The sequence below is a fragment of the Dyadobacter sp. HNCC25DJ185 genome (assembly GCF_056895195.1).
Map to the genome: position 1 here is coordinate 339,770 of NZ_JBXHAR010000009.1, position 20,454 is coordinate 360,223.

The window sequence follows — 20,454 nt, forward strand, 5'->3', positions numbered from 1 at the left end:
AGTTTGCCATCCCAGCAAAAAATAGAAAACAGAAACATGATAAAAGAAATCACCCAATTCGTAAACTCCTTGGGCCCGGACTTTAAGGCCTTAGGGCTGAAACCAAAGGATGGATTGCACATTCTTCTACGTATACAGTCTGATTTAGACACCATTTTGTTAAATGATGATTCACTGGTTACGTCGGTTTATACCAAGAATAAAAATCTGCTTCCCGAAGAGCTAGATTCTTTGAACAACTTTGTTGCACTATCGCAATTGTCGTGGTGTGTAAATACAAATAAATGTTTCGACTTACCGACAAAGGCGATCCATAGCTGCTCTCCTTATTGCGTGGCGATGAAGCGTGAAAATCTGGTAAACGGAGAGAAATATCTTACGAACGCCTCCAGTGGCAAATCACAGGTTTATGATCGCATCAATACATATTTTTCAAAAGGTCAGGATTTATTGGAGAACGAATCAGATAAACAGCGGATTGAAGTTTTTAAATATACATTAAACAGTGAAGAGAAAATGCATGCCTGGCTTGACAAGATTCCGGCTTTTTCCGAAATGAAGGATGCGGAATATGTCATTTTTTATCTTGATGAACCCCTAGAAAAATATCAGGCAGCGAATTCTAAATATTTATCGGATAAGCTTTTCAATACCAGTGACTACAACAAAGTGGTTTGTGAGGAAACTTACGGCACCAGTGACTTTTTCAATGGATTTCCAACAAAAAAAATATTTTTGAGCCATCAGTCCGCAAGCTTTGACATATCCGGGCGTATATCGGCAAAGGACGCCAGATCGCTTTATGAGTTTCAGGACTTAATGGGGCGTAATATTTTTCCACGCCCGCTTCCTATTTTTATTAATCATGAAGAACTGATAGAAGAGTCAATAGCCCTTTTTAAGGAAAATGCTGGCGAAGGTGGTAAAATAGGTTACAAGGAGATCATTGAGAAGCTTCATGACAAACACAAATCGGATTTAGGAAATTACTATCTGCTTTTCTATCAAATGGGTGAGATTAAGGATTTTGATTTCGTGTCAAAATTTGAGTACAAACTTACAGATGAAAATGGGAGGCCTTGGAAAGTAGATGATTTGTTCAGTTGCAAATACTCACCAACTGTTAGTAATGTATTTGATTTTCAATACATTATCTTGGTCAATATTCTGAATAACGCACTTATTGTCAAGACAAAGAAGGGTGACTTTCAGCATAAATACTTTGAAGACATTGATTCGGCCTATTGCAAATCAGATGTGACGTATCTGCAGGTGATGAAATATCGGCGGGCATTTTACGATTTTATTTTCAAATCTAAGCGGCAGGCGGTGAGCAAATTGATGTTTGACGATATTTTACAATCTAGTATCGTGGAAGATATGCGATTGGATGAATTCAAAAACAACACCCATTCTCAGTACCATTCCATTCATCAGAAGTTAAATATTTGGTTCAGTCTTTCCGAAAAATTCGATTTAAAAAATAACCAACCTCAAACAATGGCTAGCAAACTGAAAGAACACAGAGCGTTTATACAGCAACTCACAAAAGGAGAAATCTCAATTGAAACGGATGACCAATACGCTTTTACGGTAGGACAAGTAATAGCTTATCTAATGAAGAAAAGTCAAAGTTCAGATACCAGCTACCAACGTTTGGAATCTTTTCTGAAAAAAGTAAATTCCAAAGAACTAAACAAGGCAATAGTAAGAATGTTTGACACATACAAGCATAAGACATTCTCAAATAATTTTAGAATACCATTTGCTGAGGTTTTAGAATATGAAACTGATGCGGTTCGAGATATTATACCTACAATCTTGGCCGGTATCTTTTCAAAAAATGCTTTGTCAGCAGATAACTCAAATGAAAGCGTTACCGAAGACCAAGAGAAATCCAGCCAAGAATAAACCTTTCACCTAGTATAACTTAATAACCATGAGCAATTCATTCAAAAACCGCGTATTTGGCTGTGTGATTATCAAATCGATCAATTCAAATTATAATGCAGATTTTACACATCAGCCGCGCACTTTGCCTGACGGAACTGTTTACGCAACGGATAAAGCTCTAAAATACTCAGTCCGAAATTATATTGTTAAAAATTTTCCAAATGAAAAAGTATTCTATTTTAAAAGTTTAAGTGACGCAATGCAGCCCCGTGACCTTGACCAGACTTATGTTAAATATTTTGGCGAGTTTCCCAAAGTCGACAAAAAGGACGGCTCAAAGGCAAGGAAGGTGATTTTGGAAAAATTGTTAGATTGTATTGACGTAAGGCTTTTCGGAGGAACGTTTGCCAGTGAAGGGGCTAATTTGTCACTTCATGGAACCGTTCAGGTAACACATGGAGTAAACCGGTTTCCGGAAAGTATTATCTATTCGGAACAGATATCATCGCCTTTTCGAAACTCTAACGATAAAAGTGCCGATTCCATGCAAACTACACTTGGTACACAGTTTAAATTGAAAGAAGGACATTATGTTCACCATTTTTCGGTTAATCCCCGAAATTTAGAAGATATGGCCAAGCAGGTTGGAAGCGACGGTTTGAATTCTGACGATATTCCGAAATTGAAGGAATCCCTACATTCAGGAGCAACCTTTTACGATTCGGCTGCTAAGTCTGGAACTGAAAACGAACTGCTACTTTGGGTGCAACTAAAAGAGGGTTCAAAGCTTGTACTTCCCTCATTTGTCGAACTGATAACAGTAAATGAAAACCGTGAAATTGACTTGGGCAAAGTATCCGCAATTCTCTCACGATCTAGCGTTGCTGCTGAAATTGAGAGGATTGAACTGTATTATGACGATGCTGTGACAAAGGTATCAAACGCTCCGAGTGATGCTAAGAAACTAGAAATGAATTAATTATGGCAAACGACAACAAGCTAATTTCGTTTGACCTCACGGCTGATTTCGGATTCTTCAAAAAGCCAGATTATAATGACGGAATATTGCTGTCCTACAACATGCTTCATAAACCAGCGCTGCTCGGTATCCTTGGCGCAATTATTGGTTTAAAAGGGTATAAAAGTAAGGGCGAGCTTCCAGAATATTATCAAAGGCTTCAAGATTTACCAGTAGGCATCGAACCGCTGGCACATGAACGTGGTAATTTCCAGAAGACAACTGTGAAATACACCAATACTGTTGGCTATGCAAATGCAGATGGGAATTTGCTGATCGAGGAGATGATGCTTATTAAGCCGACTTACCGATGCTACTTGCTTCTCGATTTGGGGAATGCTGATCATCAAAAGCTTTTTAGTAATCTGAAAGGTGGTAAGGCGGAATATATCCCATATCTGGGTAAAAACGAGTTTCAAGCTTGGTGGCTTGATGCAAACGGAGAATCTACTTTTCAAGAGCACGAGTTTGAGTTGAAAAAAGAGGATTCTGGTAGATTTGAGGTCAATACGCTGGTTAATAAACGCAATGTAGTATTGAAGGATAAGGTTATTGAGGACAATTTTTTTAATAATTACAATCCTTATGAGATTGTCTTCTCACCCGAAACATTTATGTATTTTGAACGTCTGCCTATCGGAATTAATACTGAATTATTTCAATATGAAATGCGTGATTTTGCCCTTTCGAACTTTCCGTTGAAATCGGATACACCATTGAACGACTTATATTTTCTGTCCGATCTTCATTGCTATGTCCAGCTCTCTTAATTCAGTAAAGGAGATTCTTTCAACTATTCCAAATTTGAAGGAATGGTTGAAAGATGCTGGAAAATATCTTGCGCACACATCACCAGGACGCGTCTCAGAATCTCTCGAAGAGCACATTACTTTGGTAAATCGCTACTTCAAAGAACTTACACTGGCCCACAGATTGGATCCGGTGGTCGATCAGCTGGTTAACAAATTGGTCGAGGAATCTAATTTTGAAACCGCCAATAAACATCAGATTGCATCCTTTATCAAGAATGCGGTAGTAAGAACAATTCATTTTCATGACTTTGGGAAAGTTAATGAAGACTTTCAGGCGAGTTCCAGTAAAATGAACAATCCATTATTTAAGATAATTATAAACAATCCGCTTGAAACAAAACATTCCGCTCTGGGTGCTTACCTTTTCATTGTCAAGCATTTACAGGATTCGATGTCAATGTCTCTTAAAGGGAAAGATGGGTGGAAAATGCATTTTATTATCATCCTGTTGTCGTATCCCATTTTTAAACATCACGCTTCATACTTATCAAAGCCGATTGATGGAGATATTGGATTTGGGGATGAGGTGAATGCAATGAAAAATTACTTGCATTTATATCAATTTGATATTCACCCTAGCTTACAGGAGAAATTGCCTCAGGAATTCAAAAGGAGCTTTTTCGAGAGGTGTGAAAACCTGCCTATACACTTCTCCCTTTTCGCTCTTATCAAACTCAATTTTTCTTTATTAACAGCATCGGATTATCTCGCTACACATGAGTACATGAGTGAAGAAAAAACTTCTGACTTTGGTGTTTTCAATAATCGTGAACGGGTTAAACAAATTATTCTCAATTTGAGAAGCACGCACCGCCACAACCGAAGTACATTCTCAAACATTGAAAACTTTGAATTCAACGAGGATAATTTAAGAGAAAAATCCAGAGAGAACCTGAACAAACTGAGGCGGGAAATGGCCGTCGAACTGATTCAAACAATTCGGAAGTGCTCCCATAAGTATCTATTTTACATCGAAGCTCCAACCGGTGGAGGTAAAACCAATCTTTCCATGATTGCCCTTACTGAATTAATGGAGGCTAATCCGGAACTGAACAAAGTCTATTACGTATTCCCCTTTGCCACACTAATAACACAAACCTATAATGCACTTAATGAAACGTTGTTGCTGGAGGACAACGAATTGGTCGAGCTTCATTCTAAGGCAGGGCTTCACAGTAAAGGGATTAACGAAGAAGAGAGGAAGGATGGAGAATACGGATCGGCCAAAAAAGATTTTATTGATAATCTTTTCGCTCTTTACCCTTTAACCGTCCTTTCGCATGTAAAATTCTTTGAAATACTTAAAAGCAACAAGAAGGAGGCAAATTACCATCTGCATCGCTTAGCCAATTCCATAGTCATTATTGACGAGCTCCAAACTTATAATCCTAAGATTTGGGATAAAATGTTGTATTTCATTAGTCAATATGCCGTGCCTTTCAATATTCGATTCATTCTGATGTCCGCAACCTTGCCTAAAATCAGCGATTTGATTATACCAGGAATCGCTAAGCCAGAATTTGTTGAATTGCTTCCAAACGCGCGAGCATATATTACCAACCCGAATTTTGCAGAGCGAGTCAAATTCAATTTTGAACTCTTCGAACGTAGGGATTTACAATTGGATGACCTGGCACAGTTTGTAACGAGCAAATCTGATCTTTATGCCCAGACCTACAATGGCATACATACCATTGTGGAATTTATATATAAAAAGTCAGCATCAGAATTTAAAAATATCATTGATCGGATCGATCATAGTTTTGATGAGATATTCGTGCTTTCTGGAACAATTTTAGAACCGCAAAGAAGAAAAATAATAACTTTCTTAAAGAATGACGTTAATAGAAATCGAAATATCTTATTGATTACCACCCAGGTAGTGGAGGCCGGGGTTGATATTGATATGGATTTAGGTTTTAAAAATATATCCTTGATGGACAGCGATGAGCAGCTTGCCGGACGGGTAAATCGCAACGCATCAAAGAAAGATTGTGAGGTTTATCTATTTAGAGTCGATGATCCAAAATTGCTTTATAAAAATGATGATCGGTTCAAAGTAACCCGCGACAAAATTTCTCAGGAAGAATATGAGAGCATTTTAAAGGACAAGAATTTTAAACGCTTATATGAGTTGGTCTTTGAGCGCCGAGACAAATTCAATGATAATCCTGGCTGGGCTGATAATTTCCAAAACTCTTTTTTGAATCCTGGAATCCAGAAGCTCAATTATGAGATAGTTGACAAAGAATTCAAAATCATAGATCAGCAAAATGAATCTGTCTTTGTGCCCATCGAACTACCTATTTATCTTGAAAATGGTGAATTTATTTTTTCGACGGAAGATTTAGAGTTTTTAGAAAGATTTGATGTTTTCAATGAAGGTGACGCAAGCATTGACGGAAAAAGGATCTGGGAGCTATACCAATCCTGTATTTTTCAGAGGATGGAAAATAGAAAGAGGAAAGTTGGATTTGATATGGAGAGCGCCGTTCAATACAAAACATTGCAAAGTATCATGTCTAAATTTACCTTTTCGTTATTCTCACATTCCAAGACGGTTGATAAAATAAAAAGTTTGGGGTTTGGTGAAGAAAAATATGGGTTTTTATATCTCAATGCACGGGATTCTGATCTCGAACGAATTTACACTTTGGAAGGGGGATTAAGTGAAGCGGAATTGAATAATGATGGAGAAAATCTGTTCCTCTAACCCATGAACATCAACGCCACCCTTATCAACCTATACCACGTATGCAAACGGGAAATGTGGCTGCATGCCCACTCCATCCGCATGGAGCATACCTCTGACATCGTATATGAGGGAAAGTTAATTGGCGAAACGACCTATCCGCAACGGGCGGAACGCTATACGGAGGTGGAAATTTCGGTAGAGCCAGACGTTCCGGATGGAATCGGACTGGCGGCCAAGATTGATTTTTATGATCCGTACAACGGTGTTGTGCATGAAGTGAAGAAATCGGCGGCTAAGGAACAGGCACATATAGCCCAGGTTCAGTTTTACATGTATGTGCTACGGAGGAACAACATCAAAGCAGAATACGGCATCATCGAATATCCCAAACTCCGGCAAACTGAAAGGGTGGAATTGGATAAAGACGGTGAATTGATGCTGGAAAGCTGGATTGCCGATGCAAGCAGAATTATTGAGGCCGGGCAATGTCCGCCACTTCTGCCAAAGTCTAAGTGCAGATCATGCAGTTATTTTGATTTTTGCTGGACGACGGAGGAATAATGAAGTTCAGTACCTGGTAGTAAATTCAGTAAACACAGCGGTTTATGAAGAAATCATTTTATTTGTTTAATCCAGGCCGTTTGTCGCGCAAGGACAATACGCTTTGTTTTCAACCGGTTGATGAGGATGGTCATGATCTGCAGCCACGGTATCTGCCCATAGAGACTGTTGAAAATCTTTATTGCTTCGGAAGTCTGGATGCGAATAGTGCGCTTTACAATTTTCTGGGAAAGAACCAGGTGGCAGTTCACTTTTTCGATTACTATGAGCACTATACGGGGTCGTTTATGCCGAAAGAATATTTGCTGGCCGGTAAAATGCAGGTAGAGCAGACACGCCACTACCTTTCCGAGAAAAAGAGGCAGGTCATTGCCTGTAAGCTGGTAGAAGGGGCATCATTCAATATTTCCAAGAATCTGGCTTACTATGCCAACCGGGGCAAGGACGTAAGTATTTCAATGGCCAGAATTGACAGTTATCATACGTTGATCGCCCAAGCTATCAAGATCAATGAATTGATGGGTATCGAAGGCAATATCCGTCAGGCTTATTATGATTCCTTTGATGTGATTATCAACGATTTTGAGATGGGTGGTCGGAGTAAACAACCTCCCAAAAATGAAATCAACGCATTGATATCATTTGGCAATATGCTTTGCTACACCGTTTGCCTGGACCAGATCTATCATACACAGCTTAATCCAACAATCAGTTTCTTGCATGAACCGGGAGCGCGGCGCTTCTCGCTCGCGTTGGACCTGGCAGAGATTTTCAAGCCTTTGCTTGTTGATCGAACCATATTCAGCATGCTAAACAAGCGTCAGATCCAAGCATCAGACTTTCGGCAGGAATTGAACAGATGCGTACTGAAAGAGGGTGCGCGCAAAACTTTTGTAAAGACGTTTGAGGAACGGTTAAAGGAAACGTTTAAGCATCGGAGTTTAGGGAGGAACGTTAGCTATAAGCACCTAGTAAAGCTCGAATGTTATAAGCTGCAAAAGCACCTTTTGGGAATTGAAGATTATAAGCCGTTCAGGATGATGTGGTGAACTTAGGACAGTCGGCTTCCTGCTGCCTGCAACCCGCTTTTTTGCGATTCGTTCTTGTTGTAACTGCGTTATTTTAAAGTGCTGCGTTATGTATGTTATTTTGGTTTATGACATTGGAGAGAAGCGGGTAGGGAAGATGCTGAAGCATTGCCGGAAATATCTGAACTGGATACAGAATTCGGTTTTTGAAGGAGAGATTACAGAAGTGAAATTAAGGGAAATGATACAACATGCGCGGAAAATCATGGATGAGGACGTAGATAGTCTGATCATTTTCAAGGGTCGGGAGGAACGCTGGCTGGACAAAGAAGTGATCGGACTGGAGCGGATGTCAACGGACAATTTTCTGTGACAAACAAGAGATAAAGTCGTCGAAGTTGTTTTTCAATATGTTCATTGACGTCCTGAAATAATGTGAATAACCGTAGTGGCCTCTTAACATGCTGATTATAAGCAGTCGTCGATGTTCCGGTAAAATCTTACAATCCGACATCGACGATTTTTTTGTTTGCTTTTAAATTGAAAATGTTCGTTTATTGCAAATCAAGCCCGTTTTTGCGACGGGCCTCAATCGTACCGTAGTGGAATTGAAATAGTAAACATCCGTTATGAAAGTAAAATTCGATTTTAGCCTCAATCGTACCGTAGTGGAATTGAAATTTTTCAGGCTTTGGTTCCGTTTTTGATTGCTTTTGAGCCTCAATCGTACCGTAGTGGAATTGAAATGCTGTCACCGCCAGCAGCACGACCCGGGTGACTTTTGCCTCAATCGTACCGTAGTGGAATTGAAATAAATTTCTTCTATTATTTTAGCAACTGGTATTAAAGCCTCAATCGTACCGTAGTGGAATTGAAATATACAATGAAAAGATACTTTACAATGCCCGCCCTGCCTCAATCGTACCGTAGTGGAATTGAAATAAGGAACGCGTATTCCGTGTAGTGCATGGAAGTACTGCCTCAATCGTACCGTAGTGGAATTGAAATATGACTTGCTAACGACCGCCGTAGATTCATCAGTCTGCCTCAATCGTACCGTAGTGGAATTGAAATACATGAAAGGCGACGTTTCCCACCGACCCGGATAATGCCTCAATCGTACCGTAGTGGAATTGAAATTTTAGCAGCGGTATTATTGAGAAAATATCAGATTTAGCCTCAATCGTACCGTAGTGGAATTGAAATGCAGCTATCCTGAACCATCACTGATGGAATACAGGAGCCTCAATCGTACCGTAGTGGAATTGAAATTCCAAACTGACATTTCGAACTCTCATTAACTTCTTGGCCTCAATCGTACCGTAGTGGAATTGAAATAAGCAGACAAAAATGGGTGGGTTGTGCTTTTACGAAGCCTCAATCGTACCGTAGTGGAATTGAAATAAATCCCATGAAACATCAAAAAGCGAGAAAGTGCCCGCCTCAATCGTACCGTAGTGGAATTGAAATTGCGCTATTGCGGCTTCTTCTGGCGTAGGGTCAAAGAGCCTCAATCGTACCGTAGTGGAATTGAAATATTCTGCCTCTTTCCTGGCCTTTTCGGCAGCTTCAAGCCTCAATCGTACCGTAGTGGAATTGAAATGACGAGAATGTGAAGACTACTCGGATTGTCACACCTGGCCTCAATCGTACCGTAGTGGAATTGAAATATTTGTGATGTTTTTTAGTAGCGCGCCTATTGGTTAGCCTCAATCGTACCGTAGTGGAATTGAAATATCGTTACGGTATTGCTTTCGACTGCCACACGAACGGGCCTCAATCGTACCGTAGTGGAATTGAAATATTTCAAGCTGCAACCGGGGGAAACTTTGAAGGAGGGCCTCAATCGTACCGTAGTGGAATTGAAATGCATTTTGGAGTTGTGATTGTAGAGGGTTCCACTACCGCCTCAATCGTACCGTAGTGGAATTGAAATAAGCATGTTGTTTGCTGATCGGTTATCCCTATAAGAGCCTCAATCGTACCGTAGTGGAATTGAAATGAGGAAGCCGTAAAGGCATCCGAGCCTTACAAGAAAGCCTCAATCGTACCGTAGTGGAATTGAAATAGTACGAAAATAGTAAAGGCCGACAAGAATGGGTAAGCCTCAATCGTACCGTAGTGGAATTGAAATGCCAATATCCTTTTACACTCAATAGCCCATTTTTCGCCTCAATCGTACCGTAGTGGAATTGAAATGGTATTACTACGAGAATAGAATCGTGTTAGCGACTGCCTCAATCGTACCGTAGTGGAATTGAAATGGGTGACGCAGTAACAACGGTCGAAGATCCCCTATTTGCCTCAATCGTACCGTAGTGGAATTGAAATAAATAGGGGGTAATTGTGAATTTGCGCCAGTAATGGCCTCAATCGTACCGTAGTGGAATTGAAATATGTTTCCCGATGATCTCAAGTTTGCCGATCCGTGCCTCAATCGTACCGTAGTGGAATTGAAATGGTGAGGGAAGAAACTTATATGCTCAATCCTAAGATAGCCTCAATCGTACCGTAGTGGAATTGAAATGATATAGAGGAAATAAATGTCTACACATTTTCAGCAGCCTCAATCGTACCGTAGTGGAATTGAAATAGGAGTTGCAGCGCCTGGCAAACCTGGCCAAAACGGAGCCTCAATCGTACCGTAGTGGAATTGAAATTTAAAGCACCCAGGCTTTCGGAGCTGGGCCACTTGATGCCTCAATCGTACCGTAGTGGAATTGAAATTAGTAACCAGGTCGGCTTTCTGAAAAGCCCCAGCCCGGCCTCAATCGTACCGTAGTGGAATTGAAATGTATAATGCATCCAAACGCCGTGGATCTGTTCGCGTCGCCTCAATCGTACCGTAGTGGAATTGAAATGCTAACAAAACACGCGAATTGGTTGTAGTTAAACCGGCCTCAATCGTACCGTAGTGGAATTGAAATATTACGGGCACGCTGGGGATGCCTTCCGGTATGATCGCCTCAATCGTACCGTAGTGGAATTGAAATGCATAATACCGGCAGTTGTACCGGAAGTGTTCGTAAAGCCTCAATCGTACCGTAGTGGAATTGAAATAAAAGTGAAACCTTCTTTTTTGCCGGAGGTGCCGGTTGCCTCAATCGTACCGTAGTGGAATTGAAATTTGAAGACAAGTGATTAAAAAGCATCTCTCGAAGCGGCCTCAATCGTACCGTAGTGGAATTGAAATATTGGGACACAAAATCTGGGGCCTGGAAAATAGAAAGCCTCAATCGTACCGTAGTGGAATTGAAATTTTTACTTGTTTGGCTTGCTTTTAATTCTTTAATCGGCCTCAATCGTACCGTAGTGGAATTGAAATTTATAAATTCAGGCTGGACTACTGCAATTCGCTGCTGGCCTCAATCGTACCGTAGTGGAATTGAAATTTGTTCTATAATGTTTATTTCCCGCCACTCCGAAAGCCTCAATCGTACCGTAGTGGAATTGAAATTTGATAACGCCAAACCTTTCGAGAAATGATCACGCTGCCTCAATCGTACCGTAGTGGAATTGAAATATGCTACGCGGTGCTATTGTGGAACAAAGGCAAACAATGCCTCAATCGTACCGTAGTGGAATTGAAATTCGCAATCTCCTTTCGACCTCGTCCGCGAAGTAAACAGCCTCAATCGTACCGTAGTGGAATTGAAATATTGGAGACGGAAGTGTTAGCCCTCATCGACGGAATGCCTCAATCGTACCGTAGTGGAATTGAAATGGGACAAAAGAAGTTGATTGCTCGTTTAGCTTACGCGAGCCTCAATCGTACCGTAGTGGAATTGAAATGTTAATGTACATTCTCGTCCGCGATATCGTACGAAAGCCTCAATCGTACCGTAGTGGAATTGAAATAAGGTGATGGTGTGGCGGCTTATACCGCCGAAGTGGGCCTCAATCGTACCGTAGTGGAATTGAAATCCTTACGTAGGTTCATGGCCCGCGCCGAACTGGCCAGGCCTCAATCGTACCGTAGTGGAATTGAAATTACTTTTCATCCTCAGAACTAATATTATCTATTTCGCCTCAATCGTACCGTAGTGGAATTGAAATAAATTCAACTCTGCGTTAGTACTGGAGATTTTTCCGCCTCAATCGTACCGTAGTGGAATTGAAATATCAAAGAGAATCGCTGATTTGGTTGAGGTTGGACAAGCCTCAATCGTACCGTAGTGGAATTGAAATCCCGTAATCTTTGCTCCCTTGGCAGTCCTGCCAATCGCCTCAATCGTACCGTAGTGGAATTGAAATCAATATCGCCGACGTTTGCCGTCGTCTTATACAGAGCCTCAATCGTACCGTAGTGGAATTGAAATATGTCAAGGCCCCGTTAGTCACTTTGACCTTTTTAGCCTCAATCGTACCGTAGTGGAATTGAAATAGCATCAGTAACGAGAATTACCTGGACGAATCACTGGCCTCAATCGTACCGTAGTGGAATTGAAATAGTCAAGATTCAGTTGCAGCACCCCCGAGTATATCGGCCTCAATCGTACCGTAGTGGAATTGAAATCCGGGGATTTAGTAATCATCCTATCGAAGCCCTGTCGCCTCAATCGTACCGTAGTGGAATTGAAATCCAACAAAGGAACCGGATATAAAGCAGGTGATACACGCCTCAATCGTACCGTAGTGGAATTGAAATAAATGTGGTCGGTCGATAAAGCGCTCGTCTTCGGTTGCCTCAATCGTACCGTAGTGGAATTGAAATCCGACAATCTTGGCTCCCTTGGCAGTCCTGCCGACCGCCTCAATCGTACCGTAGTGGAATTGAAATATCGCATCCTGCAAAGAGAAAATCGCTGTGGCGGTGCCTCAATCGTACCGTAGTGGAATTGAAATTTAAGGATTTCGGCGATCTTACCGCTTACCGCGTCGGGCCTCAATCGTACCGTAGTGGAATTGAAATACAGGTCAGTGTCCGACAAAAGGAAATCCATCTGAGCCTCAATCGTACCGTAGTGGAATTGAAATTTTGATGGACTGTTGGTATCCAGTCAAAAAATATAGCCTCAATCGTACCGTAGTGGAATTGAAATTCGTAGAAAGATGATTGAGCATAGATGTATTTTGCAGCCTCAATCGTACCGTAGTGGAATTGAAATGGATGTAATATAAGAGCACATTAGTGACGGCAGCAATGCCTCAATCGTACCGTAGTGGAATTGAAATAATAAGGAATTGGAAAAGCTATTGAAGGAAAACCCGGCCTCAATCGTACCGTAGTGGAATTGAAATATTTTCTTGGTAATTACGTGCGCTAATTGAAAAGACAGCCTCAATCGTACCGTAGTGGAATTGAAATTTTCGACAATCAGCAGCAAAGCATTGATTTCTTGATGCCTCAATCGTACCGTAGTGGAATTGAAATATCATAGTCATAAGCCTATAACGCCTGCCGTCCGCATGCCTCAATCGTACCGTAGTGGAATTGAAATAGCTTTAAAGCGATCCATGATGCGAAAATCGACGCGCCTCAATCGTACCGTAGTGGAATTGAAATGCGGTCTTAAAAACTCTAATTTTATGAAATACCCAGCCTCAATCGTACCGTAGTGGAATTGAAATAAGAATACGGAAATCAGTTCGGTTATTTTAGAAAAAGCCTCAATCGTACCGTAGTGGAATTGAAATATTTTACATCACCAATCAGATACAGAGAAACACAAAGCCTCAATCGTACCGTAGTGGAATTGAAATAAGTATTCGTATCGTGAAGAGAGAGGGCAGTATTTGGCCTCAATCGTACCGTAGTGGAATTGAAATTTAAAAAGCTAAACGAGGTTGATGCCGCCGGGAAGCAGCCTCAATCGTACCGTAGTGGAATTGAAATAAATGATCGGTGAAGTCTCTCAACCGGTTCAGATAATGCCTCAATCGTACCGTAGTGGAATTGAAATTTTTAGTATTGAACAAACCGTGGAAGAAGCTGAAAAGCCTCAATCGTACCGTAGTGGAATTGAAATAAAAGGAAGTGAAGGAAATCCAAGAAACTGTTGATCGCCTCAATCGTACCGTAGTGGAATTGAAATAAAACCTGCTTTTAATCTTGTACTCTTTTTGAATTTGCCTCAATCGTACCGTAGTGGAATTGAAATGAGGGTACCAAGGTGTGTTCTCGGGATTCGCCTTTCGCCTCAATCGTACCGTAGTGGAATTGAAATTATCCATATCGGGCAAAGGGTCGGTAACCCAACAACCGCCTCAATCGTACCGTAGTGGAATTGAAATGGCCGTGAACGGTAATGTATGCATCTCGCATGTGGCGCCTCAATCGTACCGTAGTGGAATTGAAATTATTAGGATTATCTGCCGGCCGGTGTAAATAAACGGCGCCTCAATCGTACCGTAGTGGAATTGAAATAAAGCAGATTGCCGGACGTGGCGCAGATCTGAATTTTGCCTCAATCGTACCGTAGTGGAATTGAAATATGGAAAGTACACCAAGAAGTACCTGGACGATTTTGAGCCTCAATCGTACCGTAGTGGAATTGAAATAAGTCTTTTCTTCTTATATCCAAAATCAATCCAGCCGCCTCAATCGTACCGTAGTGGAATTGAAATACTTCCGGGACGACCTGCTGAACACCCTGGGAAATAGCCTCAATCGTACCGTAGTGGAATTGAAATGTAAGACCGGTCAGGCCATGCAGCAAGGTGGCCAGGGCCTCAATCGTACCGTAGTGGAATTGAAATAGAATATACGTAAGGCTGTTTTCGCCTGGTCGATCCGGCCTCAATCGTACCGTAGTGGAATTGAAATCGCTACTGCCGGTGCAATTGGCCCCGGAAAGCTTTAGCCTCAATCGTACCGTAGTGGAATTGAAATTGAAGTAAGCGCGCTGGCATAACGGTACTGTAATTTGCCTCAATCGTACCGTAGTGGAATTGAAATATTGAACTCTTGGCCCAGATCATTTCACTCTCATCAGCCTCAATCGTACCGTAGTGGAATTGAAATGGAACACGGCAACGTCCCGTTCCTTCGACAAGGATGCCTCAATCGTACCGTAGTGGAATTGAAATGCGATGTCATATCCATCTTCCCGATCCGGGAAAAGGGCCTCAATCGTACCGTAGTGGAATTGAAATATCCAATCGGACTGAATTTTATGTATTCCTTATTTAGCCTCAATCGTACCGTAGTGGAATTGAAATTGGTAGGATAGATGCTCATCTAGTCCCGAAATTTGTAGCCTCAATCGTACCGTAGTGGAATTGAAATCTAATAATAAACATGCCCATGGAAGCGAAAGCCCTTTGCCTCAATCGTACCGTAGTGGAATTGAAATATATTGAGCAAAAATGCTCATTTTTTGGCACTATCTAGCCTCAATCGTACCGTAGTGGAATTGAAATTTAAGTGAAGAACGGTACGGGCGCACTGCGCTTTTGCGCCTCAATCGTACCGTAGTGGAATTGAAATAAGGCCGTTGAACTGATTAAACAATTCGCCCAGGAGCCTCAATCGTACCGTAGTGGAATTGAAATTTTCGAACACTGCACAAAGCTTGGTGGTATGTACTGCCTCAATCGTACCGTAGTGGAATTGAAATTTGCACTATTCTAATTTGGGAATATTTATTATAGATGCCTCAATCGTACCGTAGTGGAATTGAAATAGTTTATTAGTTAGAACCCGCCCCGGCCACGACAGGCCTCAATCGTACCGTAGTGGAATTGAAATGTTACGGATATCTGCATCACCGCTTCAAAGATCCGGGCCTCAATCGTACCGTAGTGGAATTGAAATTGAATATATTAGAACCAGTATGGATGTCAGTTTTGCCTCAATCGTACCGTAGTGGAATTGAAATTCGAATGCCGGACTATTTCAGGATTAAGGAGAAGAAGCCTCAATCGTACCGTAGTGGAATTGAAATATGAGGTCTTAAATGAAGGTTGGGAGGGAGATTATTGCCTCAATCGTACCGTAGTGGAATTGAAATTTAACCAGATCCGGGCAGATGCTTTTGGCATGTGTAGCCTCAATCGTACCGTAGTGGAATTGAAATGCGTCCCGACTTTGACAGCGGCAAACTATGGTATGGCCTCAATCGTACCGTAGTGGAATTGAAATGTTACGCTGACGCCATTATGAGTTATTTCAAACGCCGCCTCAATCGTACCGTAGTGGAATTGAAATAATGCAAAAGGTGGCATGGAACGGGATCCGGACAGCGCCTCAATCGTACCGTAGTGGAATTGAAATGCAAGTGGATGGCAAAAATGGAATATGTAAAAGGGGGCCTCAATCGTACCGTAGTGGAATTGAAATATGAAGGAGGAAGTGCCGGCAGTATCCATCACAATTGCCTCAATCGTACCGTAGTGGAATTGAAATAAAAGATCAAGGTATTCATGGCTCATTATGGTATCGCCTCAATCGTACCGTAGTGGAATTGAAATATAAATGCGGGTGCGGCTTCACCTTCTCGCAGGTATGCCTCAATCGTACCGTAGTGGAATTGAAATGGAGAGATATTTTTTGCTTTATCGCCTGGTTGTCTGGGCCTCAATCGTACCGTAGTGGAATTGAAATAAAGGAATAAAAACATGCGTACAGCTGACGGGCTGAGCCTCAATCGTACCGTAGTGGAATTGAAATACACATGCGGACTATCCGACTGGGTTCGGGATTTCCGCCTCAATCGTACCGTAGTGGAATTGAAATATCGTAAATGTCCTAGATTCCCCACCTGTATAGATTGCCTCAATCGTACCGTAGTGGAATTGAAATATTGTTGGCGCAACATTTGGTTTTGTTGGTGCAACAGCCTCAATCGTACCGTAGTGGAATTGAAATTGTCGTAGTGTGCGGCCACCATATCGGTGATCGTCGCCTCAATCGTACCGTAGTGGAATTGAAATGCGTCTTTGATGTCCCTGTTACCCATGACTGACATCGCCTCAATCGTACCGTAGTGGAATTGAAATCGAGCAGCGCGTTTCTGGCCGCGCCGGTCTTTTCCAGCCTCAATCGTACCGTAGTGGAATTGAAATCCGATAGCGACCGTGACCACTACATGAAACTGGGGGCGCCTCAATCGTACCGTAGTGGAATTGAAATTGTGGGAAGGAACCGTAGACCTTTTGATTTACACTAGCCTCAATCGTACCGTAGTGGAATTGAAATAAAAATCATTCGCCAACAATCGTCTCATTTCGGAGGGCCTCAATCGTACCGTAGTGGAATTGAAATATGATTTAAAGCCGCTGGCAAAGGTCGCAGAAAGTTGCCTCAATCGTACCGTAGTGGAATTGAAATAGCGTTTACGACGACGGAAAAGTGGGCCGCGTCACGGCCTCAATCGTACCGTAGTGGAATTGAAATGGGCTACCAGGGCCTGACTGTAACTAAGTTCTGAATGCCTCAATCGTACCGTAGTGGAATTGAAATGGCGCAAAAACCGCGATCAGCGAGGCGGCCGACTACGGCCTCAATCGTACCGTAGTGGAATTGAAATGGCATCCTAACTAGTTCTATAACATCTAAGTGCTTGCCTCAATCGAACCGTAGTGGAATTGAAATATACGTGGCAGCCTGTTTTATATCGCCCAGCGGCGGCCTCAATCGTACCGTAGTGGAATTGAAATGCTGTACATCAAATATCGGACGGAAGACGAACAAGAGCCTCAATCGTACCGTAGTGGAATTGAAATACGCTTACCCTTACCAGTGCGGATGCCGACAAAGGGCCTCAATCGTACCGTAGTGGAATTGAAATGCCATAAAACACCGCTCACGTTGCCGTAAGCAGTTAGCCTCAATCGTACCGTAGTGGAATTGAAATATGTTCACCTTAAACAAATACTACGATGATGCCAACGCCTCAATCGTACCGTAGTGGAATTGAAATGAAATGACCTCCGACAACCGGAACAAATCGATACCAGCCTCAATCGTACCGTAGTGGAATTGAAATTTTTGTGAGATGTTTAGTTGTTTTCGTTTCCCTTACGCCTCAATCGTACCGTAGTGGAATTGAAATAAATCGACCCGTAACGCTCTATTAATCAATGCCGTGCCTCAATCTTACCGTAGTGGAATTGAAATATGCCGTAAGAGCACATACAAGCATGCGGAAATGACGCCTCAATCGTACCGTAGTGGAATTGAAATAAATGAACATGAAAACTTTCGGAATTTTAGACTCAAGCCTCAATCGTACCGTAGTGGAATTGAAATATGTTATGAATTACAATCCTGCTCAACTCGGGGCGAAGCCTCAATCGTACCGTAGTGGAATTGAAATCTACGGGCCTTGGGTTAGTGTCTATTCGGTAAGTAAGCCTCAATCGTACCGTAGTGGAATTGAAATAAATAAATAATATAGATGTAATTACCATTTCTGAAAGCCTCAATCGTACCGTAGTGGAATTGAAATATGTCCGTGGCAAACTGGATTTTACCGTCGCGGGTTGCCTCAATCGTACCGTAGTGGAATTGAAATTCGTCGTCCTCCTCTTCCTCCGGGGCAGGCTTAGATTGCCTCAATCGTACCGTAGTGGAATTGAAATACGTCTTCGTCCTGACTGATAAGATTCCCGTTAGGGTGCCTCAATCGTACCGTAGTGGAATTGAAATACTAGCGGCCTGAAGAATTTCGGTGCTTCAGATTATGCCTCAATCGTACCGTAGTGGAATTGAAATTATTACGGCAGACGTTTATGAATCAGGTAAAGAAAGCCTCAATCGTACCGTAGTGGAATTGAAATGAAGATATCAAAATCGATTGTGGTGTGGGTGGAGAAGCCTCAATCGTACCGTAGTGGAATTGAAATAAGAGGACCAACTAACCAGGTAATATAAATTCTTACGCCTCAATCGTACCGTAGTGGAATTGAAATTGCGTTTGTGGCTAAGGTTAAGGCAGGCAAGACGGGGCCTCAATCGTACCGTAGTGGAATTGAAATAAGACCAGACCTAAACCATGCCAAGCAGGAACACCAGCCTCAATCGTACCGTAGTGGAATTGAAATTTCACAAAGTAAGATAGGCAGGTTTTTCCTAGCATTAGCCTCAATCGTACCGTAGTGGAATTGAAATTTTATGTCGCCAACTAAATACCCATTGACGAATACGGCCTCAATCGTACCGTAGTGGAATTGAAATACGTCGAGGCCTTCACGATCGAAGCAGACAATGAAGCCTCAATCGTACCGTAGTGGAATTGAAATGGTAGTTCCATTTTGAATCTGAGTTTGATAGTTAATGCCTCAATCGTACCGTAGTGGAATTGAAATTTTGTGAGATAGTGCTACCTTCTGCATGGTTTACAAGCCTCAATCGTACCGTAGTGGAATTGAAATCTATATGTTTGAGCGCGTCCTTTTGGCTGCAATGGCCGCCTCAATCGTACCGTAGTGGAATTGAAATCGAATCTAGTTTTTTCGTGATCCACATCGACAGCTTGCCTCAATCGCACCGTAGTGGAATTGAAATCAATAATAATGCTTTGTGATATTGCGATTACATTAGCCTCAATCGTACCGTAGTGGAATTGAAATTCTTCGTCCTCGTCATCATCCACCGGTTTTTTGCGTGCCTCAATCGTACCGTAGTGGAATTGAAATAAGGCAACGCAAAGACCGACGAACAAACAATTATGTGCCTCAATCGTACCGTAGTGGAATTGAAATGCAAGCGAATGCGCGTTTGCACAGAAAAGGCCAGAAGCCTCAATCGTACCGTAGTGGAATTGAAATACAAAAGCAAAAGGCAAAAACATACTGGAATCGAGAGCCTCAATCGTACCGTAGTGGAATTGAAATAATCCTTCGCACCCTGGGTGCTGCCCGCGCTGGCGAAGCAAGCCTCAATCGTACCGTAGTGGAATTGAAATGAACAAAAAGCATAACACTAAGATTGAGTCGCAGATGCCTCAATCGTACCGTAGTGGAATTGAAATGCATCAAGCGGGTTGGCGATAGTGAAGAGCGGTATATGCCTCAATCGTACCGTAGTGGAATTGAAATGAAATCTCCTCTAACGCCTTACTCTGCAAATCTCTGGCCTCAATCGTACCGTAGTGGAATTGAAATATAAAACCATTGCAAGAATTGCAACCCCTACCCAACGCCTCAATCGTACCGTAGTGGAATTGAAATATTCCACGGAAACGGGGTAAGTAAGATCCTGGCGGAGCCTCAATCGTACCGTAGTGGAATTGAAATAAGCAAGCCAGGGCCGGTGTCATTCCTTTCGATTTGCCTCAATCGTACCGTAGTGGAATTGAAATTCGCATGAGCGATATTGGCGCAATTCCTGCTGCAATGCCTCAATCGTACCGTAGTGGAATTGAAATATGGAACAAACGTTTTGGAATGGTGTATCTTCGAATGCCTTAATCGTACCGTAGTGGAATTGAAATACAGCAGGGCCAGCAGCTTGCATGAACTTAATGATAGCCTCAATCGTACCGTAGTGGAATTGAAATGCAA

The 20,454-nt window shown here is 42.0% G+C and carries 7 protein-coding genes and 1 CRISPR repeat array; all 7 genes read left to right on the top strand.

The annotated features are described in order from the left end of the window. Window positions 1–36: 36 nt before the first annotated feature. The 7 genes from AC1XUF_RS25410 (at window position 37) to cas2 (ending at window position 8,380) form a co-directional block, all read left to right on the top strand. A complete protein-coding gene (locus tag AC1XUF_RS25410) occupies window positions 37–1,911 on the top strand; it encodes a hypothetical protein (protein WP_483344665.1) in 1,875 nt (624 codons plus the stop codon). Window positions 1,912–1,939: 28 nt separating this feature from the next. After that, window positions 1,940–2,872 carry a type I CRISPR-associated protein Cas7 gene (locus AC1XUF_RS25415; RefSeq protein WP_483344666.1) on the top strand — a complete coding sequence of 311 codons (933 nt, stop codon included), beginning with the start codon at window positions 1,940–1,942 and terminating at the stop codon, window positions 2,870–2,872. Window positions 2,873–2,874: 2 nt separating this feature from the next. Further along, a complete protein-coding gene (cas5, locus tag AC1XUF_RS25420; RefSeq protein WP_483344667.1) occupies window positions 2,875–3,681 on the top strand; it encodes a CRISPR-associated protein Cas5 in 807 nt (268 codons plus the stop codon). Beyond that, window positions 3,665–6,436, top strand: a complete 2,772-nt coding sequence (gene cas3, locus AC1XUF_RS25425) for a CRISPR-associated helicase Cas3' (RefSeq protein WP_483344668.1) — start codon at window positions 3,665–3,667, stop codon at window positions 6,434–6,436. Before cas5 ends, cas3 begins: the two co-directional genes overlap by 17 nt. A gap of 3 nt (window positions 6,437–6,439) precedes the next feature. Next, a complete protein-coding gene (gene cas4, locus AC1XUF_RS25430) occupies window positions 6,440–6,979 on the top strand; it encodes a CRISPR-associated protein Cas4 (RefSeq protein WP_483344669.1) in 540 nt (179 codons plus the stop codon). 44 nt (window positions 6,980–7,023) lie between these two features. Continuing rightward, window positions 7,024–8,028, top strand: coding sequence for a type I-B CRISPR-associated endonuclease Cas1b (cas1b, locus tag AC1XUF_RS25435; RefSeq protein WP_483344670.1), 1,005 nt, complete (start codon window positions 7,024–7,026; stop codon window positions 8,026–8,028). 88 nt (window positions 8,029–8,116) lie between these two features. Beyond that, window positions 8,117–8,380, top strand: coding sequence for a CRISPR-associated endonuclease Cas2 (gene cas2 / locus AC1XUF_RS25440; RefSeq protein WP_483344671.1), 264 nt, complete (start codon window positions 8,117–8,119; stop codon window positions 8,378–8,380). A 212-nt stretch (window positions 8,381–8,592) separates the two neighbouring features. Continuing rightward, window positions 8,593–20,450: direct repeats of the CRISPR family, unit length 30 nt; unit sequence GCCTCAATCGTACCGTAGTGGAATTGAAAT. The last annotated feature ends 4 nt before the right edge of the window (window positions 20,451–20,454 follow it).